This window comes from Pseudomonas sp. St316, assembly GCF_018325905.1.
Classification (GTDB): domain Bacteria; phylum Pseudomonadota; class Gammaproteobacteria; order Pseudomonadales; family Pseudomonadaceae; genus Aquipseudomonas.
In genome coordinates this window covers 5,115,967-5,140,621 of record NZ_AP021901.1, presented here as the reverse complement: position 1 = coordinate 5,140,621, position 24,655 = coordinate 5,115,967, and the positions used below count along the sequence as shown (strand labels likewise).

General features: G+C 61.2%; 26 protein-coding genes. 14 read left to right on the top strand and 12 right to left on the bottom strand.

What is annotated here, in order from left to right; all coding sequences use genetic code 11:
• The first annotated feature begins 188 nt into the window (after nt 1-188).
• Nucleotides 189-578: a hypothetical protein gene (locus KI237_RS22895; RefSeq protein ID WP_212797175.1), complete on the top strand. Its 390-nt coding sequence runs from the start codon at nt 189-191 to the stop codon at nt 576-578.
• Nucleotides 579-774: 196 nt separating this feature from the next.
• Here the strand turns inward: KI237_RS22895 and dspII are convergent, their stop codons facing one another.
• On the bottom strand, nt 775-1,887 hold the full coding sequence (gene dspII / locus KI237_RS22890; RefSeq protein ID WP_212797174.1) for an enoyl-CoA hydratase/isomerase DspII: 1,113 nt from the start codon (nt 1,885-1,887) through the stop codon (nt 775-777).
• 131 nt (nt 1,888-2,018) lie between these two features.
• Between dspII and ung the strand changes: the two genes are divergently transcribed.
• Nucleotides 2,019-2,711, top strand: a complete 693-nt coding sequence (ung, locus tag KI237_RS22885; protein WP_212797173.1) for a uracil-DNA glycosylase — start codon at nt 2,019-2,021, stop codon at nt 2,709-2,711.
• A 110-nt stretch (nt 2,712-2,821) separates the two neighbouring features.
• On the opposite strand, the gene KI237_RS22880 is transcribed toward ung, so the two are convergent.
• The 5 genes from KI237_RS22880 to KI237_RS22860 all read right to left on the bottom strand — a co-directional run bounded on the left by KI237_RS22880 (nt 2,822) and on the right by KI237_RS22860 (nt 7,145).
• Nucleotides 2,822-3,862: an AbrB family transcriptional regulator gene (locus tag KI237_RS22880; RefSeq protein ID WP_212797172.1), complete on the bottom strand. Its 1,041-nt coding sequence runs from the start codon at nt 3,860-3,862 to the stop codon at nt 2,822-2,824.
• Nucleotides 3,855-5,369: a tripartite tricarboxylate transporter permease gene (locus KI237_RS22875; RefSeq protein ID WP_212797171.1), complete on the bottom strand. Its 1,515-nt coding sequence runs from the start codon at nt 5,367-5,369 to the stop codon at nt 3,855-3,857. The genes KI237_RS22880 and KI237_RS22875 overlap by 8 nt, the downstream gene beginning before the upstream one ends.
• Nucleotide 5,370: 1 nt before the next feature.
• Nucleotides 5,371-5,832: a tripartite tricarboxylate transporter TctB family protein gene (locus KI237_RS22870; protein WP_212797170.1), complete on the bottom strand. Its 462-nt coding sequence runs from the start codon at nt 5,830-5,832 to the stop codon at nt 5,371-5,373.
• A gap of 55 nt (nt 5,833-5,887) precedes the next feature.
• A complete protein-coding gene (locus KI237_RS22865) occupies nt 5,888-6,880 on the bottom strand; it encodes a Bug family tripartite tricarboxylate transporter substrate binding protein (protein ID WP_212797169.1) in 993 nt (330 codons plus the stop codon).
• A gap of 82 nt (nt 6,881-6,962) precedes the next feature.
• On the bottom strand, nt 6,963-7,145 hold the full coding sequence (locus KI237_RS22860) for a hypothetical protein (RefSeq protein WP_212797168.1): 183 nt from the start codon (nt 7,143-7,145) through the stop codon (nt 6,963-6,965).
• 237 nt (nt 7,146-7,382) lie between these two features.
• On the opposite strand from KI237_RS22860, the gene tctD reads away from it, so the two are divergent.
• Both tctD and tctE read left to right on the top strand, forming a co-directional pair.
• Nucleotides 7,383-8,054, top strand: a complete 672-nt coding sequence (tctD, locus tag KI237_RS22855; RefSeq protein ID WP_003198779.1) for a two-component system response regulator TctD — start codon at nt 7,383-7,385, stop codon at nt 8,052-8,054.
• Complete coding sequence (gene tctE, locus KI237_RS22850) at nt 8,047-9,438, top strand: two-component system sensor histidine kinase TctE (protein WP_212797167.1); 1,392 nt, start codon at nt 8,047-8,049, stop codon at nt 9,436-9,438. Before tctD ends, tctE begins: the two co-directional genes overlap by 8 nt.
• A 175-nt stretch (nt 9,439-9,613) precedes the next feature.
• On the opposite strand, the gene KI237_RS22845 is transcribed toward tctE, so the two are convergent.
• Complete coding sequence (locus KI237_RS22845; RefSeq protein ID WP_212797166.1) at nt 9,614-10,435, bottom strand: HDOD domain-containing protein; 822 nt, start codon at nt 10,433-10,435, stop codon at nt 9,614-9,616.
• 35 nt (nt 10,436-10,470) lie between these two features.
• A complete protein-coding gene (gene ygfZ / locus KI237_RS22840) occupies nt 10,471-11,412 on the bottom strand; it encodes a CAF17-like 4Fe-4S cluster assembly/insertion protein YgfZ (RefSeq protein ID WP_212797165.1) in 942 nt (313 codons plus the stop codon).
• Nucleotides 11,413-11,561: 149 nt separating this feature from the next.
• Here ygfZ and KI237_RS22835 point away from each other — a divergent pair, with 149 nt between their 5' ends.
• On the top strand, nt 11,562-11,816 hold the full coding sequence (locus KI237_RS22835) for an FAD assembly factor SdhE (protein ID WP_003184348.1): 255 nt from the start codon (nt 11,562-11,564) through the stop codon (nt 11,814-11,816).
• The gene (locus tag KI237_RS22830) at nt 11,800-12,252 is read left to right on the top strand and encodes a protein YgfX (protein ID WP_212797164.1); all 453 of its coding nucleotides are present in this window, start codon (nt 11,800-11,802) and stop codon (nt 12,250-12,252) included. The genes KI237_RS22835 and KI237_RS22830 overlap by 17 nt, the downstream gene beginning before the upstream one ends.
• On the opposite strand, the gene nadB is transcribed toward KI237_RS22830, so the two are convergent.
• A complete protein-coding gene (gene nadB / locus KI237_RS22825) occupies nt 12,221-13,837 on the bottom strand; it encodes an L-aspartate oxidase (protein ID WP_063322532.1) in 1,617 nt (538 codons plus the stop codon). The two genes, KI237_RS22830 and nadB, sit on opposite strands and share 32 nt — an antisense overlap.
• Nucleotides 13,838-14,395: 558 nt before the next feature.
• On the opposite strand from nadB, the gene rpoE reads away from it, so the two are divergent.
• The 4 genes from rpoE (at nt 14,396) to KI237_RS22805 (ending at nt 18,220) form a co-directional block, all read left to right on the top strand.
• Nucleotides 14,396-14,977, top strand: a complete 582-nt coding sequence (gene rpoE, locus KI237_RS22820; RefSeq protein ID WP_003172477.1) for an RNA polymerase sigma factor RpoE/AlgU — start codon at nt 14,396-14,398, stop codon at nt 14,975-14,977.
• A gap of 31 nt (nt 14,978-15,008) precedes the next feature.
• Nucleotides 15,009-15,596: a sigma-E factor negative regulatory protein gene (locus KI237_RS22815; RefSeq protein WP_046065129.1), complete on the top strand. Its 588-nt coding sequence runs from the start codon at nt 15,009-15,011 to the stop codon at nt 15,594-15,596.
• A gap of 12 nt (nt 15,597-15,608) precedes the next feature.
• A complete protein-coding gene (locus KI237_RS22810; RefSeq protein WP_212797163.1) occupies nt 15,609-16,556 on the top strand; it encodes a MucB/RseB C-terminal domain-containing protein in 948 nt (315 codons plus the stop codon).
• A gap of 233 nt (nt 16,557-16,789) precedes the next feature.
• Nucleotides 16,790-18,220: a DegQ family serine endoprotease gene (locus tag KI237_RS22805; RefSeq protein WP_212797162.1), complete on the top strand. Its 1,431-nt coding sequence runs from the start codon at nt 16,790-16,792 to the stop codon at nt 18,218-18,220.
• A 62-nt stretch (nt 18,221-18,282) separates the two neighbouring features.
• Here the strand turns inward: KI237_RS22805 and KI237_RS22800 are convergent, their stop codons facing one another.
• A complete protein-coding gene (locus KI237_RS22800) occupies nt 18,283-19,716 on the bottom strand; it encodes a M48 family metalloprotease (RefSeq protein WP_212797161.1) in 1,434 nt (477 codons plus the stop codon).
• A gap of 98 nt (nt 19,717-19,814) precedes the next feature.
• Between KI237_RS22800 and KI237_RS22795 the strand changes: the two genes are divergently transcribed.
• Both KI237_RS22795 and KI237_RS22790 read left to right on the top strand, forming a co-directional pair.
• Entirely contained in the window at nt 19,815-20,054 is a 240-nt protein-coding gene (locus KI237_RS22795; protein WP_014337032.1) for a sulfurtransferase TusA family protein, read from the top strand.
• A gap of 29 nt (nt 20,055-20,083) precedes the next feature.
• Nucleotides 20,084-21,154: an AI-2E family transporter gene (locus KI237_RS22790; RefSeq protein ID WP_212797160.1), complete on the top strand. Its 1,071-nt coding sequence runs from the start codon at nt 20,084-20,086 to the stop codon at nt 21,152-21,154.
• 130 nt (nt 21,155-21,284) lie between these two features.
• Here KI237_RS22790 and KI237_RS22785 read toward each other — a convergent pair whose 3' ends face one another.
• Entirely contained in the window at nt 21,285-21,758 is a 474-nt protein-coding gene (locus KI237_RS22785) for a peroxiredoxin (RefSeq protein ID WP_212797159.1), read from the bottom strand.
• 10 nt (nt 21,759-21,768) lie between these two features.
• Nucleotides 21,769-22,329 (bottom strand): glycine cleavage system transcriptional repressor, encoded by a 561-nt coding sequence (locus tag KI237_RS22780; protein WP_003184325.1) that lies wholly within the window; start codon nt 22,327-22,329, stop codon nt 21,769-21,771.
• Between the two features lie 313 nt (nt 22,330-22,642).
• On the opposite strand from KI237_RS22780, the gene dapA reads away from it, so the two are divergent.
• The gene (gene dapA / locus KI237_RS22775) at nt 22,643-23,521 is read left to right on the top strand and encodes a 4-hydroxy-tetrahydrodipicolinate synthase (protein WP_212797158.1); all 879 of its coding nucleotides are present in this window, start codon (nt 22,643-22,645) and stop codon (nt 23,519-23,521) included.
• A 17-nt stretch (nt 23,522-23,538) separates the two neighbouring features.
• On the top strand, nt 23,539-24,654 hold the full coding sequence (bamC, locus tag KI237_RS22770; RefSeq protein ID WP_212797157.1) for an NlpB/DapX family lipoprotein: 1,116 nt from the start codon (nt 23,539-23,541) through the stop codon (nt 24,652-24,654).
• The last annotated feature ends 1 nt before the right edge of the window (nt 24,655 follow it).

Below are 24,655 nucleotides of genomic sequence, written 5' to 3'. Positions count from 1 at the left end.
GAAGGCGCATTTGTGCTTGTTTGTGGTGCCGTCGCGCACTGGAAGAGGGCGACGAGCGACATGTTTCTAGTTGTTGCCGCATCGCACCAGATTCCGAATTTGCTGTCTGAATATGCGTCAGTCACACAAAGTTGGCTGCCGCCCATCAGCGTCGCTGATGTGGCCCATTCGCGGTCCAGGAGGCCGCCATGTATCGACGACTGCTGCTCATTGCGTTTCTCGGTTTGACTCTTTCGGCATGCGTGCCTTATTACGACGGAGACTCGAGCTACTACCGTTCCGAGGTCTACACCTCACCGGCGCCGGTCTATTACGGTGGCGGGAGTTATTATTCGGCTCCGCGTGGCTATTACGCACCGCGGTATTACCAACCGGCGCCGCGCTATTACTCGGCACCGCGTTACTACCAACAAGGCCCACGCTACTACTCGCCACCGCGAGCGGCGTACCGGTCTTATCCGAATCGGGGTGGCTGGGACGGCCATAACCGGGGCGGTTGGAATGACGACCGAGGCGGTCGAGGCGGACGTGATCATCGGGGACGCGGCGATCACGATGGACGGGGCAGCCACCGCTGATCTTTGGGCAACAAGAAGCGGCGCATTGAGCGCCGCTTTTTTTGTGCCTGCAATAAACCCGACGGGATAACACTTGTGGGAGCAAAGCTTGCTTGCGATGACGGATCAGTCTGCCTCGTGGTGACGGGTATACCGCTATCGCGAGCAAGCTTTGCTCCCACCGGGCGTCGCTCCCACAGGGGCTCACCCAGGTTCTTTACTCATTCGACAAATCCGCCAACGGATGCCGCCCCTCCCACACTTTGTGAAAGTGCGCCTCGACCGCCGCTTCGGGCACATGGTTGATGTCCGGCCAGTGCCAACGGGGCTTGTGGTCCTTGTCGATCAGCCGCGCGCGCACGCCTTCGCTGAATTCCGGATGGCGGCAGCAGTTGAGGCTCAAGGTGTATTCCATCCTGAACACGCCAGCCAATGACAAATGCCGGGCACGGGCGATCTGTTCCCAGACCAGATAAGCGGTCAAGGGCGAGCCTTCGGTCATGGTCTTGGCGGCGCGGGCGATCAGTGGGTCCGAGTGGTCCACCAGCAGGCTGAGGGCTTTCCAGGCACAGCGCACATCGCTGACATCAAGCCATTCATCGATTTTCTGCCGACGTGGCAGCCATTGGGCTTCGGGCATTTGGCCGACAGCTTCCTGTTGCAGGGCCTTGAGCAGGCTGTTGAGTTGCATCTCGGTCTGTTCCTGCCAGTTGAGTTGCAGCAGGCCTTCGATCAGGTCGTCCTGTTGTTCATCCAGCAAAAAACGGTCGGCCAGGCCCAGGTCAATGGCATCCCGAGCATTCATGTGGGCGCCGGTCAGGCCGAGAAACAGCCCGAGCTTGCCGGGCAGGCGCGACAGGAACCAACTGGCGCCGACATCCGGGTACAGGCCGATGCTGATCTCCGGCATTGCCAGGCGACTGCTCGGTGTAACAATGCGGGTACTGGCGCCTTGCAACAGCCCCATGCCGCCGCCCAATACATAGCCGTGGCCCCAGCACAGCAGGGGTTTTGGGTAGGTGTGCAGGTTGAAGTCCAAGCGGTATTCCGCCGCGAAGAATTGCGCAGCCAGCGGCGGCACTTCACCGGGATGGGCGCGGCAGGCCTCCACCAGGCTGCGCACTTCACCGCCGGCGCAAAATGCCTTGGGACCATTGCCGCGCAATAACACACAAACGACCTGCGGCTCCCGGGCCCAGGCATCGAGACGCTCACGCAAGGCGTTGATCATCGGCAGGGACAGGGCGTTCAGGGATTTTTCGGCGTCCAGGGTGGCGATGCCGATACGGGCACCGTCGATGCCGGTGAGTTCTTCGAAGTGCAGATTCATCGGGACCTCGATCAGAAATTTGAATGATCAGTATGACTGCTGCGTAGGAAAGTGCCGGTTCTGCGTCAGATCAATTGACAAGCCATGTAGGCTTTCCTAGGGTGCGCCCATTGTTTTTACCGGATGCAACCATGACTGCTGACGACCGTATCAAACTCGAACCGAGCTGGAAGCAGGCACTGCGTGCCGAGTTCGACCAGCCCTACATGGCAGAGTTGCGCGAATTCCTGCGTCGGGAATACGCCGCCGGCAAGGAGATTTATCCACCGGCACCGCTGATTTTCAATGCCCTCAACTCCACGCCGCTGGACAAGGTCAAGGTGGTGATTCTCGGCCAGGACCCGTACCACGGCCCGGGCCAGGCCCATGGCTTGTGTTTCTCGGTGCAACCGGGCGTGCCGGCGCCACCGTCGTTGGTGAACATCTACAAGGAACTGAAGCGCGATTTGAACATCGACATCCCGAATCACGGTTACCTGCAAAGCTGGGCCGACCAGGGCGTGTTGCTGCTCAACACTACCATGACCGTGGAGCGTGCCAACGCCAACGCCCATGCAGGCAAGGGCTGGCAGCACTTCACCGACCGGGTCATCGAAGTGGTCAGCGAGCACCAGCAGAACCTGGTCTTTCTGCTATGGGGCGCTCATGCCCAGAGCAAGCAGAAGCTGATCGACGCCACCAAACACCTGGTGCTGACCTCGGTCCACCCGTCGCCGTTGTCGGCTTATCGGGGTTTTCTGGGGTGCGGGCATTTCAGTCGGACTAACAAATTCCTTGAGCAACATGGCGAGGCGCCCATTGATTGGCGGTTGCCGCCGGTTTAAGCGGTTGGCAATGCAGGCCCCATCGCGAGCAAGCTCGCTCCCACAGGGTTCTATGGTGCATCACAGATCCCATGTGGGAGCGAGCTTGCTCGCGATGAAGGCAACTGGGTCTATATGTCCGAACCCGGCCTGCGCGTCCAATACCTGAACAGCGGCTCCGCCAGAAACAGCACGAACAGTAAGCGCATCACCTGCAACGCCGTCACCAGCGGCACCGACAGTTGCAGCGTTTGCGCCGTCAGGCTCATCTCGGCGATGCCACCGGGCATCATGCCCAATGTCAGCGAACGCAAATCCAGATGAGTCAGGCTGCTCAGGCCCAGGGCCGCGAGCGTGGCGATCAGCATCGTCAACACCGTGCCCACCAACGTGCGGCCCATGAACGATGGTGCCCGACGAAAGAACTGCCGGTTGAAATGACAACCCAATCCGCTGCCGATCAACCATTGGCCGACCTGGCTGGCGCCATTGGGCAGGCCGATGTGCAGGTCCCAACCGACGCTCACCGCCGCACTGACCAGCAATGGCCCGAACAACCAGGGATTGGGTTGGCGCAAGCGCTCCCAGACCCAGGCGAGCAGGGCGCCCGCCGGGAACAGGATCGCCAGCCAAAGCCAGTCCACCGTGGTGGCGTGTTGCACCGGGGCGCCTTCGCCCAACAGGTACTTGAACGCCGCCGGCACGCACAGCACCACCACCAGCACCCGCAGGCTCTGGCCCGCAGCAACACGACTGAGGTCCGCGCCGTTGCGGGCGCCGAGGTTGACCATTTCGCCGGAACCGCCCGGCATGCTCGAAAAAAACGCGGTGGCGCGGTCCTCGCCGGTGCGACGCATCAGCCAGACACTCACCACGCTGGACACGCTGGTGATCAGCGCGCCGAAGAAGATCAGGCCGAAGTGGCTCAATACCTGCTCCATCACCACGGGGGTGAAGTGCAGGCCGATGCCGATGCCCACCACCCATTGGCCGCATTTACGGCCGCCGGGGATTTCCATCAACTGCCACGGCGTCAGGCAGCGCACCAGGATGATCGCCAACAACGAGCCGACCATCCAGGGCAAAGGCCAGCCGATAAGGCTGGCCAGGTAACCGCCGGCCAGGCCGACCAGCGGTGTTCCCCACCATTGTCTGAAGGTTGTTTCAGACATTGGCCAGGGCGCGACGTTGTGCGGCGCGACGACGCCAGATCCGCAGCAATGGCATGAACAGCATGATCGCCGTCAGCACCCAGCAGCCGAAGGTGATCGGGCTCGACCAGAGGATCTCCAGCGCACCGTTGGAAATCGACAGCGCCCGCCGCAGGTTCTGCTCCATCAGGCCACCGAGGATGAAGCCCAGCAGCACCGGCGACAGCGGGAAATCCAACTTGCGCAGGATGTAACCGAAGATGCCGATACCGATCATCAGGAACAGGTCGAACGTGGTGGCATGTACCGCATAGACACCGATCCCGGTGATGATCGCGATGACCGGCACCAACGCCCAATTCGGCACCGCCAGGATGCGGGTGAAGATACGGATCATCGGGATGTTGAGGATCACCAGCATGACGTTGGCGACGAACAACGACGCGATCAGGCCCCAGACGATGTCCGGCTGTTGCTGGAACAGCAGGGGACCGGGGGTGATGTTGTACAGCGACAGCGCGCCGATCATCACTGCGGTGGTGCCCGAGCCGGGAACGCCGAGGGTCAGCATCGGCACCAACGCACCGCAGGCTGCGCCGCCAATGGCCGTTTCCGGGGCGGCAAGGCCGCGCTTGTCACCCTGGCCGAAGGTGCCGCCCGCGCCGGCAATGCGTTTCTCGGTCATGTAGGCCACGGCACTGGCCAGGGTCGCACCGGCGCCCGGCAACACGCCCATGATGAAACCGAGTACGCCGCAACGCAGGTTCACCGTAAAGACCGACGCTGCTTCCTTGAAGTTGAACATCATCCGCCCGGTGGCTTTCACTGCCTCCTGGCCACGATGGGTTTTTTCCAGCAGCAACAGGATTTCGCTGATAGAGAACAGGCCCAGCACCAGCACGACGAACTGGATACCGTCGGTCAGGTGAATGTTGTCACCGGTGAAGCGGTAGACGCCGCTGTTGGCATCGATCCCGACACAGGACAGGAACAGGCCGATCAGCGCCGCGAGGAACGTCTTGAGCGGTCGGTCGCCGGCCATGCCACCGAGGCAGACAATGGCGAATACCATCAGGACGAAATACTCCGCCGGCCCGAAGGCAATCGCCCATTTGGCCAGCAGCGGTGCGAACAACACCATGCCGCAGGTAGCGATGAATGCGCCGATGAACGAACTCCACGCCGACAGCGACAATGCCACCCCGGCCAGGCCTTGGCGGGCCATCGGGTAGCCGTCGAGGGTGGTCATCACGGTGGAGGCTTCACCGGGGATGTTGAGCAGGATCGAGCTGATGCGTCCGCCGTACTCGCAACCCAGGTACACCGCCGCCAGCAGGATCAGCGCCGACTCCGGCGGCAGCCCCAGTGCGAAGGCAATCGGGATCAGCAGGGCCACGCCGTTGATCGGCCCCAGGCCCGGCAGCAGGCCGACCACGGTGCCGATCAAGGTGCCGGTCAGGGCCGTGACGAGGTTGTAGGGGGTCAGTGCAACGCCAAAACCCTGGCCGAGATAATTCAGGGTATCCATATCAATTCTCCAGGACGTCGAGCAGGCCCAGGGGCAGCGGCACGTCCATCAGCTTGTCGAACAACAGGTAAAGACCGATGGCCATCAGGCTGATGATCACCGCGCTCGGCACCCAGCGACCGCCATACAGGCGTGCCATCGGCACCCCGATCAGGATGCTGGCGACGATGAAGCCCAGGGGCTCGAAGGTCCCGGCGAAGACCAGCAGCAGCACCACGCAAATGCCGATTTTCTGCAGGGTCTCACGGTCCAGTTGCGGGTCCTCTTCGCTGTGCACGATGGGTGTAGGCCGAAACAGCATGTACAGCAGCGCCAGCCCCATCAGCCCGAGCATCAGCAAGGGAAAGGCGCGGGGGCCGACCGGTTCGTAGGAAAAGGCGGCTTGATAGGGCCAAGCCATGAGCGCCAGGCCGATACAGGCCAGTAGCAGCACTGCGGCAAAAATACGTTGGAGGGTGAGCATGACTAACTCCTGGGCGGCGCCGGCAGTGCCAGCGCCGCTGCGAGAACAGAGACGGTTACTGGATCAGGCCGAACTCTTTGGCCAGCACCTTGTAATCAGCCACTTGTTTCTTCACATAGGCATCCAGTTCCGGGCCGGTCATGGCAAACGGGAACAGTTCGCGCTGGTCACGCAGCTTGGCGAATTCTTCGGAAGCCAGCAGTTTGTCGAAAGCGTCTTTCCACCAGGCGTAGTCTTCGTCGCTGACCTTTGGCCCGAGGTAGAAGCCACGGACCACCGGCCAGAGGATGTCGTAGCCTTGTTCACGGGCCGTTGGAATGTCCTTCATTTCCGGCTCGTCCAGGCGTTTATCGGAGAACACTGCCAACAGACGCATGTCACCACTTTGGATGTGCGGCATGGAGTCGGAGATGTCGGTACTGCCCACTTGGATATGACCACCGAGCAGGGCAGTGGCGATTTCACCACCGCCTTCAAGGGCCACGTAGCGCAGTTTGCGCGGATCGATACCGGCAGCCTTGGCGATCAACGCGGTTTGCATCCAGTCCTGGCTGCCCACGGTGCCACCGGAACCGATGACTACGGAGCCTGGGTCTTTCTTCAGGGCCTGTACCAGGTCGTCGAGATTCTTGTACGGCGAGTCGCTCTTCACCGCGATGGCGCCATAGCTGGTGCCAACGGCGGCCAGCCAGCGCACGGCGTTTTCATCGAAACGGCCGAACTTGCCTTGGGCCAGGTTCAACAACGAACCGCTGGACCAGGCTACCAGTGTGCCGGCATCGGCCGGACGCTGTGCAACCACCGCGTTGTAGGCCACCGCACCGACACCGCCGGGCATGTAGGTGACGCGCATGGGTTTGGTCAGCAGTTTTTCATTGACCAGCGCGCTTTGCGCCAGTTTGCAGGTCAAGTCGAAACCGCCACCAGGGGCGGCCGGCGCGATGCACTCGGGGCGCTTGGGCTCTTTGGATGGGTCAGCGGCGAGCAACTGCCCGGCGAACATCAGGCATCCGGCGGCCAGGGCTACTTTACGCAGTGATAGGTTCATTATCGTCTCCACAGGAGTTGTTGTTGTGTGGGGTGCAGAATCGGGTTTTGCCGGCCCTTGAGGTAAGGCGGCAAAAGGTCCATTAGCGATCGCGGTCCATGATCCCTGGCCTTGTGATGACGGGCGTGCCGAAATCCGTGGCGCAGCATGACGTCAAGGCGCGATTGTCGGCCTGGGCAATGTCATTGATCTGTACGGCCGCGATGGCCTGGTTGAAGCGAGAAGGGCGAGTGGGCACTGAGGCCTGGAGCTGCATGGACTGCATGGTCAATACTCCGCTTTTATTGTTCTTATGGGGCGAAAACGCTTCGGGGCGTTTTTCGTTTGCGATAGGGCGTCGCAGCGGGTAGTCGAAACTAACCGTGAACGGACTCTAATCGCCCAACCTTTCGCTAACCTTTCAAAAGCTTTCAGCGTGTTTTTTGGCTTCACAGTGGCGGATGCGGCTGTAAACTCCGCGCCAAAGAATGGCGCCGGCCATCCCTGAATCGAGGAATAACCCATGCGTGTTCTGCTCGTCGAAGACCATCTGCAGCTCGCCGAAAGCGTTGCCCAGGCGCTCAAGAGCACCGGTTTGACTGTGGACGTGCTGCACGATGGCGTTGCGGCCGACCTGGCCTTGAGCAGCGAGGAATACGCCGTGGCGGTGCTCGATGTCGGGCTGCCGCGCATGGACGGGTTCGAGGTGCTGGCGCGTCTGCGGGCCCGTGGCAAGACGTTGCCGGTGCTGATGTTGACCGCCCGCAGCGACGTCAAGGACCGTGTCCATGGCCTCAACCTGGGGGCCGACGATTACCTGGCCAAGCCATTCGAGCTCACTGAGCTGGAGGCTCGGGTCAAGGCCTTGCTGCGTCGCAGCGTGCTGGGCGGCGAACGCCAGCAGCGTTGTGGCGGGCTAGTCTATGACCTGGACACCCGCCGCTTTACCCTCGATGACGAACTGCTGACCCTGACATCCCGCGAGCAAGCCGTGCTGGAGGCGTTGATTGCCCGGCCGGGGCGGGTGATGAGCAAGGAGCAACTGGCGGCCCAAGTGTTCGGCCTGGACGAAGAGGCCAGCCCAGACGCCATCGAAATCTACGTCCATCGCTTGCGCAAGAAACTCGATGGTCATGCGGTGGCGATCGTGACGTTCCGCGGCCTGGGCTACCTGCTGGAAAATCGCAATGCATAAGCCCGACAGCCTGCGCTGGCGGCTGCTTCGCAACCTCGCACTGCTGCTGGTGGTGTTGATGCTTGCCAGCGGTTTGAGCGCCTACTGGAACGGTCGCGAGGCTGCCGACACCGCCTACGATCGGACCTTGCTGGCCTCGGCCCGGACCATCGCCGCGGGCCTGTCGCAGCGTGATGGCAGCCTCAGCGCGGATGTGCCCTACGTGGCCCTGGATACATTCGCCTACGACAGCGCCGGACGCATCTATTACCAGGTCAATGACATCGACAAGAAGTTGATTTCCGGCTACGAAAATCTCCCCGGCCCGCCGCCCGGGACGCCCCGCACGGACGATTATCCGGCCCTGGCGCGCTTCTATAACGCTCAGTATCACGGGCAGAGCGTGCGGGTGGTCAGCCTGCTCAAGCCCGTAAGTGAGCCGAACATGAACGGCATGGCGGAAATACGCGTGGCGGAGACCGAAGAAGCGCGGGTCAGCATGGCCCGTGGCCTGATGGCCGACACGCTGTTGCGCCTGGGCATGCTGGCCGTGGGCGCGCTGCTGTTGGTGTGGTTTGCAGTCAGCGCGGCGCTGCGCCCGCTGGAGCGTTTGCGCACGGCGGTGGAGGAGCGCCAGTCGGACGATCTGCGGCCGTTGCCGCTGGTGGAAGTGCAGCACGAATTATGGCCGCTGGTGCGGGCCCTCAACCATTTCACCGAGCGTCTGCGTGGGCAATTCGAGCGTCAGGCGCAGTTCATCGCCGATGCCGCCCATGAGCTGCGCACACCTTTGGCCGCGCTCAAGGCGCGTCTTGAGCTGGGCTTGCGTGCCAGTGAACCGGCGACCTGGCGTGAAACCCTGGAAAGTGCGGCCCAGGGCACTGACCGGCTAACCCACCTGGCTAACCAATTGCTGTCCTTGGCGCGTGTGGAAAACGGTGCCCGGGCCATTGCCGAGGGCGGCGCGCAACTGCTTGATCTCAGCCAGTTGGCCCGTGAGTTGGGCATGGCCATGGCCCCGCTGGCCCATGCCCGAGGGGTGGCGCTGGCCCTGGAAGCCGACGAGCCGGTATGGCTGCGGGGCGAGCCGACCTTGTTGAACGAGTTGTTGAGCAACCTGGTGGACAACGCCCTGGCGCATACGCCATCCGGCGGCAACGTGATCCTGCGGGTCACCGCGCCGGCGGTGCTGGAAGTGGAAGACGACGGGCCAGGCATCCCCCTGCACGAGCGTGATCGGGTGTTCGAACGCTTCTATCGACGCAATCAGCAAGTGGCAGGCTCGGGTCTTGGGTTGGCGATCGTTGGCGAAATCTGTCGCGCTCACCTGGCGCAGATCACCTTGCACGACGGGCAGGAGCGTGGGTTGAAGGTGCGGGTGAGTTTTGTACCCGGCACAGATTGAGTCTTGTGTGGGCACCGTTGTGGCGAGGGGATTTATCCCCGTTGGGTCGCGACGCGGCCCCTACAGCTCGGCTGGCACGCTGCGGTGACAGATAAATTCTGGGGGCTGCTTCGCAACCCAGCGGGGATAAATCCCTTCGCCACAATAGGCAGCAGATTCCAGTCGATGGGCTTGTTCAGTAAAACATCGACCGCGCTTCCTCGATATCCGCGCAGCGGGCCTTGTTGTCCAGGTCGATGCCCAGCTTCCTGAAAGCCGGGACCGAGAACAGATCGACCTGGCTCAGGGGATGGTCGGAGTCCTTGTAGCAATACAGCGCCGCAACCTGCACCAAGTCGACATAATCGATTTGCTTGGAATCGCGGGTGAAATCCAGATACAGCCCCGGCAGCTTCACCAACCGCTCCGGAAACTCCCAGACGCTGAGTAGTTTATCCCCCAGCACCGGGTGAATCGTTTCGATGACATGGTTGAGGCTGACCGGGTCCGACAGCAATTCATTGTTGTCTTGCGCATACGTCAGGATCGGCAGCACGCCGATCTGGTGCACCAGCCCACCCAGCGCGGCCTGATCGGGCTTGAGTTGGGTGTAACCGCGACACAGCGCATAGCTGACGCCGGCGATCTCCAGGCTCTTGCGCCAGACTTCGCGCATCTTCAGTTCCACCACCTCGGAGCGGGCATGGAAAATCTGCTCCATGACCAGGCCGATGGCCAGGTTGCTGCTGTAGTTGACGCCCAGCCGAGTAATGGCCGTGTGCAGGTCAGTGACTTCCTGGGCGGCGCGCAACAGCGGGCTGTTGACCACTTTTATCAGGCGTGCCGAAAGGGCCGTGTCGCGGCCGATCACTTTGCTCAGGTTGCTGACGCTGATTTCCGGGTCTTCGGCGGCCCGGCGAATCTGCAGAGCCACTTCCGGTAATGTCGGCAGAACCAAGTCATCGTTATCAATGGCCTGCACCAAATCCCGTTGGACCTTATCCGCCAAATCGCTCATTTCGGTTCTCTAGGGTATTGCGGCAAATGCTGCGATCAGCGCTGGATTTCGCGGTCGCGATCCAGTTCGTAAGGCAGGTCCAACAATTGAAGGCGTGGGCCTTCCAAGGTACCAAGGTGCAAATTGTTGTCTTCTGCTGCTTCGGCCTGCAATACCGCCAGCAGTTCAATGTTTCCCTCGCCGCGGGCGGCAATCACCACTTCACCGATGGAACTGCCATGCGTGGGGGAGAATAGCGCTGTGCCGGGCTCCGGCAGTTCGCTGGCGTCCAGTTGCAGGCGATACAGGTGTCGCTTGAGCTTGCCCAGGTATTGCATGCGGGCGACGATTTCCTGGCCGGTGTAGCAGCCTTTCTTGAAACTGACGCCGCCGACGGCTTGCAGGTTGAGCATCTGTGGGATGAACAGTTCGCGGGTGGCCGGCATGACCTGGCCGATTCCGGCGCGGATCTGGCCCAGCAGCCAGGGGTTCAGGTCCGTCTCGGCCAGTTCTGCGCCCAGGCGGGTTCGCAGCGTCTGTGCCTGTTCGGCGGGGGCCCACAATTCGGTGCGACCGGGAGATACGCGGATGGCGATCAAGGCTTCATGTCGTGCCACGCTGTCGGTGTCGCTCGGCAGTTCGAGGCCCAGGCCGGCCAGCGCCTTGTCGGCGTTTTCCAGGCCGAAGCGAACCCAGGCTGCGCTTTCGTCGGTGAGCTTGGATTTGGAGAACACGGCATATTTTTTCAGGTCGGCCAGTTGCGGTTCGAGCAATTCGGTGGCCATGGCCATCAACACGCCGTCGCCTTCGAGCAGGATACGGAAGCTCGATTGCATCCGGCCTTTCTGGGTGCAGCGGGCGCCGAGGCTGGCCCGGCTGTCGCTCAGGTAATCGAGGTTGCAGGTCAATTGGCCTTGCAGGAATTTGCTCGCATCCACGCCGCGGACCGCGAGGACGCCTTCGTGGGACAGGGTGCAGAAAAAAGCGGAATCAGCCATGGGTCATCGCAGGGTAAAAGGTCTGGTAGACATCATAAGGGGGCGCCCTTGAAATGGGTAGTTCACAAAGGATCGGTGGTGGCCGACCAAAGCCGTCTGTTCCACTGCGGCGGGGCCTGTATACTTGCGCTCTATTTGAGGAGCGCTCCATGGTCGAAGATGTTGAACTGAATCGCCTCTACTGGCACAGCCGCCGAGGCATGCTTGAGCTGGACGTGTTGCTGGTGCCATTCGTCAAAGAGGTTTATCCCCATCTCAATGAAGTGGACCGCGCGTGCTATGTCCGCCTGCTCGAATGCGAGGATCAGGACATGTTCGGCTGGTTCATGGAGCGCAGCGAATCCGAAGACCCTGAGTTGCAGCGCATGGTCCGGATGATTCTGGACCGTGTCCAACCCAAGTAATCGCTTCGAATGCCGCTGGCAGGCCTCCGGGCAACTGCTGGCGGCCTATCTGCTGGCCCAGGTGTTCGCCCTGGGTTCGTTGTTCCTGTTGTCCGTCCCATCCTGGTTCGCAGCGCTTGGCATCGTATTGTGCCTGGCCCATGGTACCTGGGTGATCCCCCGACATGTAGTGCTGACCCATCGCCGCGCTTTCTGCGGGTTGCGTCGTAATGCCGCTGGCTGGCAGCTCTGGAGCCGGGCCGATGGGTGGCAGGCTGTGCAACTGCGTCCCGATAGCCTGGCGCTGCCGATGATTATCGTGCTGCGTTTTCGCGTGCAGGGTGAGTGGCGGGTCCGCTCGCTGTGTGTGCCGCGCGACGCGCTGGCGCCGGATGTCCATCGGCGCCTGCGGGTGCGGCTCAAGTTCAGTCGGCGTAGGTGGGCGGCACCAGGATAGTGTCCAGCGCTTCGGGTAGCAGGTTCGGGTAGTCGAGGGTGTAATGCAGCCCCCGGCTTTCCTTGCGCTCCATGGCCGAGCGAATCATCAGTTCGGCCACCTGGGCCAGGTTGCGCAGCTCGATCAGGTCGCGACTGACTTTATAGTTGCTGTAGAACTCGTCGATTTCATCCAGCAGCAAACGCACCCGATGTTGTGCCCGTTGCAGGCGCTTGTTGGTGCGCACGATGCCCACATAGTCCCACATGAATCGCCGCAGTTCGTCCCAGTTGTGGGCGATGATCACGTCTTCGTCCGAATCGGTGACCTGGCTGGCGTCCCACGAGGGCAGGGCGGCTGGAACGGCAATCTGCGGCAATTGCGCCAGGATGTCTGCCGCCGCCGAGCGGGCGTAGACGAAACATTCCAGTAGCGAGTTGCTGGCCATGCGGTTTGCGCCGTGCAGGCCGGTGAAGCTGGTTTCGCCGATGGCGTACAGGCCGGGCACATCGGTACGGCCCTGTTGGTCGACCATCACGCCACCGCAGGTGTAATGCGCCGCCGGCACCACCGGGATCGGCTGCTTGGTGATGTCGATGGAAAACTCAAGGCAGCGTTCGTACACCGTCGGGAAGTGGCTCTTGATGAACGCTTCGGGCTTGTGGCTGATGTCCAGGTAGACACAATCGATGCCCAGGCGCTTCATTTCATGGTCGATGGCCCGGGCGACGATGTCACGCGGGGCCAGTTCGGCGCGTGGATCGAAGCGCTGCATGAAGCGTTCGCCGTTGGGCAGCTTCAAGTGTGCACCTTCGCCACGCAGGGCTTCGGTGATCAGAAAGCTCTTGGCCAGCGGGTGATAGAGGCAGGTGGGGTGGAACTGGTTGAACTCCAGGTTCGCCACCCGGCAACCCGAACGCCAGGCCATGGCGATGCCATCGCCGCAGGCGCCGTCGGGGTTGCTGGTATACAGGTAGACTTTCGCTGCGCCGCCGGATGCCAGGATGACGAAGCGCGCGCCGTAGGTGTCGACTTCACCGGTGCCGCGATTGAGCACGTAGGCACCGAGGCAGCGATCACCGTCCAGGCCCAGGCGTTTTTCGGTGATCAGGTCGACCGCAACACGCTGTTCCAGCAACTCGATGTTCGGCCGCAGTCGCGCCTGGGCGAGCAGGGTCTTGAAGATCGCCGCACCGGTAGCGTCGGCCGCGTGGATAATGCGCCGATGGCTATGGCCACCTTCGCGCGTCAGGTGGAACTCGAAACCGCCGTCTTCGGTGCCCGACTGTTCGTCACGGGTAAACGGCACCCCCTGGTCGATCAGCCACTGGATGGCCTCCCTGCTGTGTTCCACGGTGAAACGCACCGCCTGTGGATTGCAAAGGCCCCCGCCGGCGTTGAGGGTATCGTCGACATGGGACTCAATGGTGTCGGTATCGTCCAGCACGGCGGCGACACCACCCTGGGCCCAGAAGGTCGAACCGTTGGCCAGGTCGCCCTTGCTCAGTACGGCAATGCGCAAATGCGCAGGCAACGTCAGTGCAAGGCTCAATCCGGCGGCTCCGCTGCCGATTACCAGAACATCGTGTTGAAACTGTTGGCTCATTCGAATGGTTTCCGCTCAAGGCGACCCGGGTCGGGGTTGGCGCAAGACACCGCTTCAACGGGTCAGGCAGCCACGCAGCCCACTAGTATATAGAGGGGGGATCGGCACAATAGCCGGGCATTCATGGCAATGTGAAACCAGCGTGACAGAAAAGCGACACGCTTCGTCGGATCACCGGTTTTGGTAAAAAGTGGATAAGGCCGCCGTTTCGAGGACAGAACGCTGTTTATCTCATCACGGTTGCCTGATCTTCAGTGTACAGCGCTATAAATAGCGGGAACTTTTGCCAAGCGCCTACGTTCAATAGACGGTTGTCTGCAAAAGGGAGCAGCGTCGGGTTGGTGCAAGATTTCGATTGGAGTCTCTGCCGTCAGGCCCGGTGACAGATTATTCGCGCAGCCGGGGAATCTCCTGCTGCGTTTTTCGTGCGTGCCGAGATCAGAGCGCGCCGGAAACTTGCTTGGAAGGGGGAGAACTTTTGCGAAAAGCCCGAGTCTATGTTTGCAAGCCCGGTCAATTAGTAATGCAAGCCTCCTTCGAGCTTATCGAGGAGTGTTCATGCTAACCCAGGAAGAGGATCAGCAGCTGGTCGAGCGCGTCCAACGCGGCGACAAGCGAGCTTTCGATCTGCTAGTGCTTAAGTACCAGCACAAAATTCTCGGGTTGATCGTGCGTTTCGTGCACGACACCCATGAAGCGCAGGATGTCGCTCAGGAAGCCTTCATCAAGGCCTACCGCGCACTTGGTAATTTTCGCGGGGACAGCGCGTTTTACACGTGGCTTTACCGCATCGCCATTAACACGGCGAAAAACTATCTGGTTTCACGCGGCCGCCGGCCGCCGGATAGTGATGTAAGTTCTGAGGATGCCGAGTTCTATGATGGCGATCATGGCCTCAAGGATCTCGAGTCACCAGAACGCGCGTTGCTGCGGGATGAGATTGAGGGCACTGTCCATCGAACCATCCAGCAATTGCCCGAAGATTTGCGTACGGCTTTAACTTTACGTGAGTTCGACGGTCTGAGTTACGAAGACATTGCGAGCGTCATGCAATGTCCTGTAGGCACCGTGCGCTCCCGGATCTTCCGCGCTCGGGAGGCCATTGATAAAGCCCTGCAACCTTTGTTGCAGGAAAACTAGAGACAGCGGCGACAGCCAAGAGAGGAACGCCATGAGTCGTGAAGCCCTGCAGGAATCGCTGTCCGCAGTGATGGATAACGAAGCGGACGAACTGGAATTGCGTCGGGTATTGAATGCCTTCGACGATGTTGAAACCCGTGAGACCTGGGCTCGTTACCAGATCGCCCGGGCTGTGATGCACAAGGACTTGTTGCTTCCACGCCTGGACATCGCTGCGGCCGTTTCTGCTGCATTGGCTGACGAAGCCGTACCGGCAAAAGCTTCTCGCGGACCATGGCGCAGCCTGGGTCGCCTGGCGGTAGCCGCTTCGGTCACCGTGGCCGTACTGGCCGGTGTGCGCCTGTACAATCAGGATGAGATTGCCGGCGTGCAGATGGCGCAGCAGTCCAACCAGCCAGGCCTGGTCGCTCCACAGGTCAAAGGCCCAGCGGTACTGGCCGGTTACAGCGAAGGCTCGGAAACCGCAGGCCCGATGGTCAATGGTGTTCTGCAAGGCCAACCCGGCTGGCATGATCAGCGTCTGCCCAACTACCTGCGTCAGCATGCTCAGCAAGCTGCCCTGAAAGGTACTGAAAGCGCGCTGCCTTACGCCCGTGCAGCTAGCCTGGAAAACCGTTAATAAGGAAAACCATTGCGCGCCATACCTCTATTCACGCTTCTGCTTGGTGGCTGGTGTGCGATTCCAGCCCATGCCGATGAGGCTCAGGATTGGTTGAGCCGCCTGAGTCAAGCCGAGCAACAGCAGAGCTTCCAGGGCACTTTCGTTTACGAGCGCAACGGTAGTTTTTCTACCCATAACATCTGGCATCGCGTCCAGGATGGCAAAGTCCGCGAGCGGTTACTCCAGCTCGATGGCTCGGCACAGGAAGTCCTGCGCATTGATGGGCATACTCAATGCGTCAGTGGCTCCTTGATCGCGGGGCTGGGCAATACACCTGACGGCACCTCACGTACGCTCGATCCGCAAAAACTCAAGAATTGGTATGACCTGGCCGTCATTGGCAAGTCGCGCGTGGCTGGACGCCAAGCGGTCATTGTATCTTTGACGCCCAAGGATCAGCATCGCTATGGCTTCGAGCTGCACCTGGACAAAGAGACCGGCCTGCCGCTCAAGTCCTTGTTGCTCAATGACAAGGGCCAGTTGCTCGAACGTTTCCAGTTCACCCGCTTGAACGTCGCTGCGCCGACAGACGGTGATTTGCAAGTCAGCGCCGAATGCAAGGCTGTCGTGCCGGATTCCGCCAAGCTCGTCGCGGTGAAAGCCACCTGGCACTCGGACTGGCTTCCGCCTGGCTTCGAACTGTCCAGCAGTGCTGTGCGCAAGGACCCGGATACCCAGGTCCAGGTCAACAGCTTGATGTACGACGATGGCCTGGCGCGTTTCTCGGTGTTCCTGGAGCCGTTGAACGGTGCCAACGCCACCGATACCCGTACTCAGCTCGGCCCGACCGCTGCCGTTTCCCGTAGGCTCACGACGCCTCAGGGCGAGATGATGGTCACGGTGGTCGGTGAGATTCCTATCGGTACGGCGGAACGGATTGCGCTTTCCATGCGTTCCGACGTCACGGCGACTCAATAGCCTGCTGGCTGCGGAGGGATTCGATTGCGCAAGAGGCTGATGACGCCAGGGCTTGATCGAAATGCCGAAACTTCCTGTCAGCATTTTCATTTGCAAAAACCCAGTTTTTTTTCTATAGGTCAGGGCCGCTCGGCCCTGGCCTTGTCTGTTCCCGGAACAAAAATACCGGCGTATCTTTTCCTGGTATTCCTTGCTCCATATCGCTTAACCATGCTCGTCGTAACGGGAGCCGTATGTCGATACCACGCTTGAAAACCTATCTCTCCATTTTTGCCACCGTGCTTGTGCTCGGCCAGGCCGTTCCTGCCATGGCGGTTGAACTGCCTGATTTCACGCAACTGGTCGAGCAGGCTTCGCCCGCCGTGGTGAACATCAGCACGACCCAGAAGCTGCCGGATCGCCGTGTATCGGACCAGCAGATGCCGGACCTGGAAGGCTTGCCGCCCATGCTGCGCGAGTTCTTCGAGCGCGGCATGCCGCAACAGCCGCGTTCACCCGGCGGTGGTCGCCAACGCGAAGCGCAATCCTTGGGGTCGGGCTTCATCATTTCTTCTGACGGCTACATCCTGACCAACAACCATGTGATCGCCGATGCCGACGAAATCCTGGTACGTCTGGCCGATCGCAGCGAGCTCAAGGCCAAGCTGATCGGCACCGATCCACGTTCCGACGTGGCGCTGTTGAAAATCGAAGGCAAGGATCTGCCCGTGCTCAAGCTGGGCAAATCCCAGGACCTGAAAGCTGGCCAATGGGTCGTGGCCATTGGTTCGCCGTTCGGCTTCGACCACACCGTGACCCAGGGGATTGTCAGCGCCATCGGTCGTAGCCTGCCGAACGAAAACTATGTGCCGTTCATCCAGACCGACGTGCCGATCAACCCGGGTAACTCCGGTGGCCCGCTGTTCAACCTTGCGGGTGAGGTCGTCGGCATCAACTCCCAGATCTATACCCGTTCGGGCGGCTTCATGGGCGTGTCCTTCGCGATTCCGATCGACGTTGCCATGGACGTGTCCAACCAACTGAAAAGCGAAGGCAAGGTCAGCCGCGGCTGGTTGGGCGTGGTCATTCAGGAAGTGAACAAGGACCTGGCCGAGTCGTTCGGGTTGGAAAAACCGGCCGGTGCGCTGGTGGCGCAGATCCAGGAAGGTGGCCCGGCTGCCAAGGGCGGCCTGCAAGTGGGTGACGTGATCCTGAGCATGAACGGTCAGCCGATCGTCATGTCCGCCGACCTGCCGCACTTGGTGGGTGCCCTCAAGGCCGGTGCCAAGGCCAATCTGGAAGTGATTCGTGAAGGCAAGCGCAAGAACGTCGAATTGACCGTCGGCGCCATTCCTGAAGAAGGCAAGGAGTTGGATTCGCTGCCCAAGTCTGGCGTCGAGCGCAGCAGCAACCGTCTTGGCGTGGCTGTGGCCGAGCTGACCGAAGAGCAGAAGCGCACCCTGGAGCTACAGGGCGGTGTGGTGATCAAGGAGGTGCAGGATGGTCCTGCCGCCCTGATCGGTCTTCAGCCGGGCGATATCATTACGCACCTGAACAACCAGGCCATCGGTTCCGCCAAGGAGTTCACCGACATCGCCAAGGCGTTGCCGAAGAATCGTTCGGTCTCGATGCGGGTCCTGCGTCAGGGGCGTGCAAGCTTCATCACCTTCAAGCTGGCCGAATGACCGGTTAGCAGCTCAAAAAAAACCGCCTCGATAGAGGCGGTTTTTTATTGTCTGGCAAATGCTCAGCCCATCATGTCCTTGACCATGCGTTCCTGCTCCATGAGTTCCCGCTGCCGGGCGTCGATGCGTGACGACAGAGGGAAATTGGTGCCGGCGCGCCGTTTGGCGAAGTCCAACTGCTGAATGGCCTGACGGTAGTCGCCTACCAGTGCGAAGTACTCGGCACGAGCCTGATGCAGGCCGATGATATTGCCCGACAGCCCGCGGGTCTCGGCCACCATGTACCAGACGTCCGGATCGTTCGGGCGGGTCTTGAGCAAGGATTCCAGGGCCTTCTCGGCGTCGGCGGGGCGGTTCTGCTTGAGCAGCAGATCGACGCGTACCTGGTTGAGCGGATAGTTGCCCGGGTATTGACTCAGCATCCGGTCGACGCGCGATTGAGCGTCGGCCAGTTTGTTGTTGGTGATGTCCAGGTCCACCTGGGCGAGGTTGTAGATGATCTCGTTGGGCGATTTGGCCAGCAATGGCTTGAGGTTCTCCCGTGCTTCATTCAACTGGCCGCCCTTGATCTGCGCGATCGCCAGGCCATAGCGCGCCACGTCGTTCTTCGGGTTCTCATCCAGCAGTGCCCGGAAGCGCTTGGCGCCCAGACCCGGGGTTTCTTCATAGATCAACTGGACCCGCGCGCGAATCAGTTGATAGCGCACACTGTCCTCGATGCCGCCCGGCTTGGCCTGTTCGGCGCGGTTGCGGGTGTCGGCGATCCGGGATTCGGTTACCGGGTGAGTCAGCAGGAATTCCGGGGGCCTGGCGTCGAACCGGTACTGGCGCATCAGGCGCTCGAACATGGTCGGCATGGACCGCGGGTCGTAGCCGGCCTTTTCCAGGTTCTGGATGCCAATGCGGTCGGCTTCCTGTTCGTTCTGGCGTGAGAAGCGCCGTTGTTCCTGGATGGCGGCGGCCTGGGTCCCGGCGATGGCCGCGATCCCGGCGTCACCGCCACCGGCGGCGGCAATCACGATGCCGGTCAAGAGCGCCGCCATCATTGGCACTTGCATGCGCTGCTGGGCTTCGACGCCGCGGGCAAAGTGGCGTTGTGACAAGTGCGCCAGTTCGTGGGCCATGACCGAGGCGTATTCGCCTTCGGTCTGTGCATTGAGGAACAGGCCGCCGTTGACCCCGACGATTCCACCAGGTGCGGCGAAGGCGTTGAGCTGCGGGCTGTTGATCAGGATGAACTCCAGGCGTCGGTCGTTGACCTGGCTGGTTTCCACCAGCTTATAGACGCTGGATTCGACGTAGTCCTTGAGTTGTGGATCGTTGAGCTGTGAAACCTGGCTGCGCAGCAGGGCCAGCCAGGCGCGGCCCAGCTGGTGCTCCTGTTCGGGCGAGACGATGGCAGAACTGGCGTCGCCAAGTGACGGCAGGTCGTCGGCGAAGCCCGGTGAGGCAAGCAGGCAAGCAAGCGTCAGCAGGGTGGGGCGCAGAAATGTCATGCACGAAGCCTTAGTCGACAAAGACCTTACTGTAGCCGGACACCGGGCCCGGGACCAGATATTCTAGGCCGCTCAACGATCTGCCGCGGAGTGAACCCATGACTGATGCTGTAGCCCACGATGCCGAACTGGACGCCAGCGGCCTGAACTGTCCGTTGCCGTTGCTCAAGGCCAAGCTGGAACTCAATCGCCTGGCCAGCGGCAGCGTGCTCAAGGTGATCGCCACGGATGCGGGCTCCCAGCGTGATTTCCGCACCTTCGCCCGGTTGGCCGGTCATACGCTGCTGCGTGAAGAAGACGATAACGGCGTCTACCGTTACTGGCTGAAAAAGGCCTGAAAACCGACAGCGTTTCTTAAGGATTTTTAATGTTCAAAGTGTTACGCGACTGGATCCAGCGCTACTTCTCCGATGAAGAGGCGGTGGTCCTGGCTGTTCTACTGTTCCTGGCCTTTACCGCCGTGCTGACCCTGGGCGGCATGCTGGCGCCGGTGCTGGCGGGGATGGTGCTGGCGTACCTGATGCAGGGCCTGGTCACCACGTTGGAGCGCCTGCGGCTGCCGGGGGCCGTGGCGGTCGGGTTGGTGTTCGCCCTGTTTATGGGCTTGCTCGTGCTGTTCATCGTCGTGATCGTGCCGCTGCTCTGGCACCAGTTGGTGACGCTGTTCAACGAATTGCCGGGGATGCTCGCCAAATGGCAATCGCTGCTGTTGCTGCTGCCCGAGCGCTATCCGCACCTGGTGTCCGATGAGCAGGTTCTGCAGACCATCGACGTGGTGCGCGGGCAAATTGGCAAGTTCGGTCAGTGGGCGCTGACGTTTTCGTTGTCCAGCCTGCCGCTGCTGGTCAACATCATGATTTATCTGGTGCTGGTGCCGATCCTGGTGTTTTTCTTTCTCAAGGACCGGGAAATGATCGGGCGCTGGGTGCGGGGCTACCTGCCTCGGGAGCGAGCGCTGATCACTCGGGTGGCCCAGGAAATGAATCGCCAGATCGCCAACTACATTCGCGGCAAAGTCATCGAGATTTTCATCTGCGGCGGCGTGACCTATATCGGTTTCGTGAGCATGGGGCTCAATTACGCTGCTCTGCTGGCGATGTTGGTGGGCATTTCGGTGGTGGTGCCTTACGTCGGCACCGTGGTAGTGACCGTGCCGGTGGCCTTGATTGCGCTGTTCCAGTGGGGCTGGAGCGACCAGTTCATCTACCTGATGGCGGTCTATGGGATCATCCAGACGCTGGACGGCAACGTGCTGGTGCCGCTGCTGTTCTCCGAGGCGGTGAACCTGCATCCAGTGGCGATCATCTGTGCGGTGCTGCTGTTTGGCGGGTTGTGGGGCTTCTGGGGGGTGTTCTTTGCGATACCCCTGGCGACGCTGTTCAAGGCGGTGCTGGATGCGTGGCCGAGCAAGGAGCCGGTGGTGGCGCCGCTGTTGTAGCGGGATTGATGGCCTCATCGTCGGAACGCCGCCCGGAGCAAGCTCGCTCCCACACTGGATTTATTAACACCACAAATCCAGTGTGGGAGCGAGCTTGCTCGCGATAGCGCCAGTACAGGCAGCGAAAATTTCAGCCTTTGTTGAGGGCCTGAGCCGCCGCCAACACCGCATCCACATGCCCCGGCACCTTCACGCCACGCCATTCCTGGCGCAGCACGCCGTTCTTGTCGATCAGGAATGTGCTGCGATCAACGCCCAGGTATTCCTTGCCATAAAGCTTTTTCAGCTTGATCACATCGAACAGCTGGCAGACGGCCTCGTCCTTGTCACTGATCAGCTCGAACGGGAATTCCTGTTTGCACTTGAAGTTCTCGTGGGACTTGAGGCTGTCCCGGGAGATGCCGAACACTTCGGTGTTGGCGGCCTGGAACTGCGCGTACTGATCGCGAAAGCCCTGGCCCTCGGTGGTGCAGCCGGGGGTGCTGTCCTTGGGGTAGAAGTAGATCACCACCTGCTTGCCCTTGAGGGCGGCGAGGCTGACGGTTTGCCCGCTGGTGGCGGGTGCCTGGAAATCGGTAACCGGCTGGTCGACGGCAACGGCCATGAACGCTTCCTTACATTGGGTTTTGTGGGCGCCACGGTTCGATTAGGGCATCCAGGTTCATCGCATCGGCGAAGTCCAGGAACTGATCGCGCAGCCAACTGATCTGGGTGCCTGCCGGCAGGGTCACGGTGAACGTGGCATTGAGCATGGTGCCGCCGGTTTGTGGGGCCTGATAGGTGTCGCAGGTCAGGTTTTCCAGCTCGACGTGATGGTCCATGAAGAACTGGCACAGCTCGTTGATGATGTCCGGACGATAGGCCGAGCTCACGTAGGCCACGTAGGGCAGGGCCTGGGGACGGTTCTCCAACGCGGCGCTACGCACCACGTTGACGGTGAACGCATGCTTCTTGGCCAGCACCGGCAGGCTGCCTTCCAGGCGAGCCAGGGCGTCCCAGCTGCCGGAGATCTCGAGCACGAGCGCACTGCATTCGCCATGACGGGTCAGGCGTGAGGTCACGACGGCGCAGCGATTTTCATGGCTGGCGCGGCACAGGACGTTAGTCAGCTCCATGGGGTTGGCGCCAAGGGCACTGATAACAAGGAATTGTTCGCGGACTGTGGGGGTGGACATGCAGCATTCCTAAAGCGATGAGCGGTCGGTACCTTTGCCGCTCGACACAGCGCCAGGTCCGGAAACGAAGAGCTCAAGCCTTGTGCCCGGGGTTGCGCTGCATTCCACGACAGCAGGAACGCACCAGGACAAACCCGGGATCGGGGCTTGCGGCGACGAAAACGGAGGCTGGAAACCGGCGTATGAGCTTGTCGGTACCGATCAAAGCCTGAAGGGTAGCGAAAACCATCGCCAAGGGGAATGGTAGTTCGCTTGTACAAGCATCTTGGCGCCAGTACCATTACCGCTCTCTTTTTCCGGCAGGAGCGGTTTCATGATTGCGGGCAGTATGGTGGCACTGGTCACACCCATGGATGCACAAGGGCATCTTGACTGGGCCAGCCTCAGCAAACTCGTGGACTTCCACCTTGAGAACGGCACCCATGCCATTGTCGCCGTCGGTACCACCGGCGAGTCGGCAACCCTCGACGTCAATGAGCACATCGAAGTCATCCGTGCCGTGGTCAAGCAGGTCAACGGTCGCATTCCGGTCATCGCCGGCACCGGCGCCAACTCGACCCGCGAGGCCGTCGAGCTGACCCGCAACGCCAAGGAAGCCGGTGCCGACGCCTGCCTGCTGGTCGTTCCGTACTACAACAAGCCGACCCAGGAAGGCTTGTACCAGCACTTCAAGCACATTGCCGAAGCCGTCGACATCCCGCAGATCCTCTATAACGTTCCCGGCCGCACCTCCTGCGACATGCAGGCCGAGACCGTGATCCGCCTGTCCACCGTGCCGAACATCATCGGCATCAAGGAAGCCACCGGCGACATGAAGCGCGCCAAGGCCATCCTCGATGGCGTGAGCAAGGACTTCATCGTGATGTCCGGTGATGATCCGACAGCCGTCGAGCTGATCCTGATGGGTGGCAAGGGCAACATCTCCGTCACTGCCAACGTTGCCCCGCGCGAAATGGCCGACCTGTGCGAGGCCGCGCTCAAGGGCGACGCCGAGACTGCACGGGCAATCAACGAAAAACTGATGCCGTTGCACAAGGACCTGTTCATCGAGGCCAACCCGATTCCGGTGAAGTGGGCCTTGGTTGAGATGGGCCTGATGCACGAAGGCATCCGCCTGCCACTGACCTGGCTGAGCACCCCCTGTCACGAACCGCTGCGGCAGGCCCTGCGCCAGTCCGGCGTCCTGGTTTAATTGAGGAAGTACAACGCATGAAGCGAATGGCCGGACTTTCCGCACTTGCCTTGATTATCTCCAGCACCAGCGGCTGCGGATGGATCTGGGGACCGGAAGGTTACTTCCGCGACCGTGGTAGCGATTACCTGCAGGCGCAACAGACTGCACCGATGCAACTGCCGCAAGACGTCAGCGTTGCCAAGCGCCTGGATCCGTTGCTGCCGATCCCGCGCAACGTAGCCGACGATAGCGTCAAGGGCGAATACATCGTCCCACGTCCACAGCCGCTGTCGGCCGTGGCCGATGCCAGCGACTACACCCTGCAGAAGAGTGGCGACTCCAGCTGGGTCATGGGCCAGCATCCACCGGCCGAGGTCTGGCCCGTGGCGATCCAGTTCTTCCAGGACAACGGTTTCCGCCTGGACGAACAGCGCCCACAAACTGGCGAATTCACCACCACCTGGCAGCGCTCCGATGAACTGTCTGCCGCCATGGCCAAGCGCATGAGCGCCGCCGGTGTCGCGGCCGACGCCGAAACCCGCGTGCGGGTGCGTATCGAGCCGGGCGTGCAGCGCAACACCAGTGAAGTCTATGTGGTCAGCGCCGAGCGGCCTGCCGGCAGCACCGCCGACGTGGCTTTCACCAACCGTTCGGTCAATACCGGCCTCGACGCTGCGCTGGTGGACGACATGCTTGCCAGCATGAGTCGTACCGCAGAGCAGGGCGGTTCGGTCTCGATGCTGGCGTCCAAGGAATTCGATGCGCCGAGCCGCGTCAGCCTGAGCGAAGACGGCAGCGGCAACCCGGTGCTCAACGTCGGCTCCGACCTGGACCGTGCCTGGTCGAGCGTTGGCCGTGCGCTGGAGCAGGGTGAGTGGCGCGTTGAAGACATCAACCGCAGCCTGGGCCTTTACTACATCAACCTCGCTGAAAAGGCCGAGAAGAAAGACGAGAAGCCTGGCTTCTTCAGTGGCCTGTTCGGCAGCAAGCCGGACAAGGAAGAAATCGAGGCTCGCGCCGAGCGTTATCAGGTTCGCCTGAGCAAGGTCGGCGACAACGTCCAGGTCACCGTCGAGAAGAACATCAACACCGTGGCGCCGGCGGATGTGGCCCGCAAGGTGTTGGGTGTGATTCAGGACAACCTGGGCTGAT

Bases quoted from the DNA above. Each gene is read 5' to 3' on its own strand.
- KI237_RS22880 (WP_212797172.1), bottom strand. From the start codon at position 3,862: ATGTCTGAAACAACCTTCAGACAATGGTGGGGAACACCGCTGGTCGGC.
- KI237_RS22800 (WP_212797161.1), bottom strand. From the start codon at position 19,716: ATGACATTTCTGCGCCCCACCCTGCTGACGCTTGCTTGCCTGCTTGCC.
- KI237_RS22780 (WP_003184325.1), bottom strand. From the start codon at position 22,329: ATGTCCACCCCCACAGTCCGCGAACAATTCCTTGTTATCAGTGCCCTT.
- KI237_RS22795 (WP_014337032.1), top strand. From the start codon at position 19,815: ATGACTGATGCTGTAGCCCACGATGCCGAACTGGACGCCAGCGGCCTG.
- KI237_RS22870 (WP_212797170.1), bottom strand. From the start codon at position 5,832: ATGCTCACCCTCCAACGTATTTTTGCCGCAGTGCTGCTACTGGCCTGT.
- ygfZ (WP_212797165.1), bottom strand. From the start codon at position 11,412: ATGGCTGATTCCGCTTTTTTCTGCACCCTGTCCCACGAAGGCGTCCTC.
- ung (WP_212797173.1), top strand. From the start codon at position 2,019: ATGACTGCTGACGACCGTATCAAACTCGAACCGAGCTGGAAGCAGGCA.
- dapA (WP_212797158.1), top strand. From the start codon at position 22,643: ATGATTGCGGGCAGTATGGTGGCACTGGTCACACCCATGGATGCACAA.
- KI237_RS22790 (WP_212797160.1), top strand. From the start codon at position 20,084: ATGTTCAAAGTGTTACGCGACTGGATCCAGCGCTACTTCTCCGATGAA.
- dspII (WP_212797174.1), bottom strand. From the start codon at position 1,887: ATGAATCTGCACTTCGAAGAACTCACCGGCATCGACGGTGCCCGTATC.
- tctD (WP_003198779.1), top strand. From the start codon at position 7,383: ATGCGTGTTCTGCTCGTCGAAGACCATCTGCAGCTCGCCGAAAGCGTT.
- KI237_RS22860 (WP_212797168.1), bottom strand. From the start codon at position 7,145: ATGCAGTCCATGCAGCTCCAGGCCTCAGTGCCCACTCGCCCTTCTCGC.
- KI237_RS22875 (WP_212797171.1), bottom strand. From the start codon at position 5,369: ATGGATACCCTGAATTATCTCGGCCAGGGTTTTGGCGTTGCACTGACC.
- KI237_RS22805 (WP_212797162.1), top strand. From the start codon at position 16,790: ATGTCGATACCACGCTTGAAAACCTATCTCTCCATTTTTGCCACCGTG.
- bamC (WP_212797157.1), top strand. From the start codon at position 23,539: ATGAAGCGAATGGCCGGACTTTCCGCACTTGCCTTGATTATCTCCAGC.
- nadB (WP_063322532.1), bottom strand. From the start codon at position 13,837: ATGAGCCAACAGTTTCAACACGATGTTCTGGTAATCGGCAGCGGAGCC.
- KI237_RS22895 (WP_212797175.1), top strand. From the start codon at position 189: ATGTATCGACGACTGCTGCTCATTGCGTTTCTCGGTTTGACTCTTTCG.
- KI237_RS22845 (WP_212797166.1), bottom strand. From the start codon at position 10,435: ATGAGCGATTTGGCGGATAAGGTCCAACGGGATTTGGTGCAGGCCATT.
- tctE (WP_212797167.1), top strand. From the start codon at position 8,047: ATGCATAAGCCCGACAGCCTGCGCTGGCGGCTGCTTCGCAACCTCGCA.
- KI237_RS22865 (WP_212797169.1), bottom strand. From the start codon at position 6,880: ATGAACCTATCACTGCGTAAAGTAGCCCTGGCCGCCGGATGCCTGATG.
- KI237_RS22815 (WP_046065129.1), top strand. From the start codon at position 15,009: ATGAGTCGTGAAGCCCTGCAGGAATCGCTGTCCGCAGTGATGGATAAC.
- KI237_RS22835 (WP_003184348.1), top strand. From the start codon at position 11,562: ATGGTCGAAGATGTTGAACTGAATCGCCTCTACTGGCACAGCCGCCGA.
- rpoE (WP_003172477.1), top strand. From the start codon at position 14,396: ATGCTAACCCAGGAAGAGGATCAGCAGCTGGTCGAGCGCGTCCAACGC.
- KI237_RS22785 (WP_212797159.1), bottom strand. From the start codon at position 21,758: ATGGCCGTTGCCGTCGACCAGCCGGTTACCGATTTCCAGGCACCCGCC.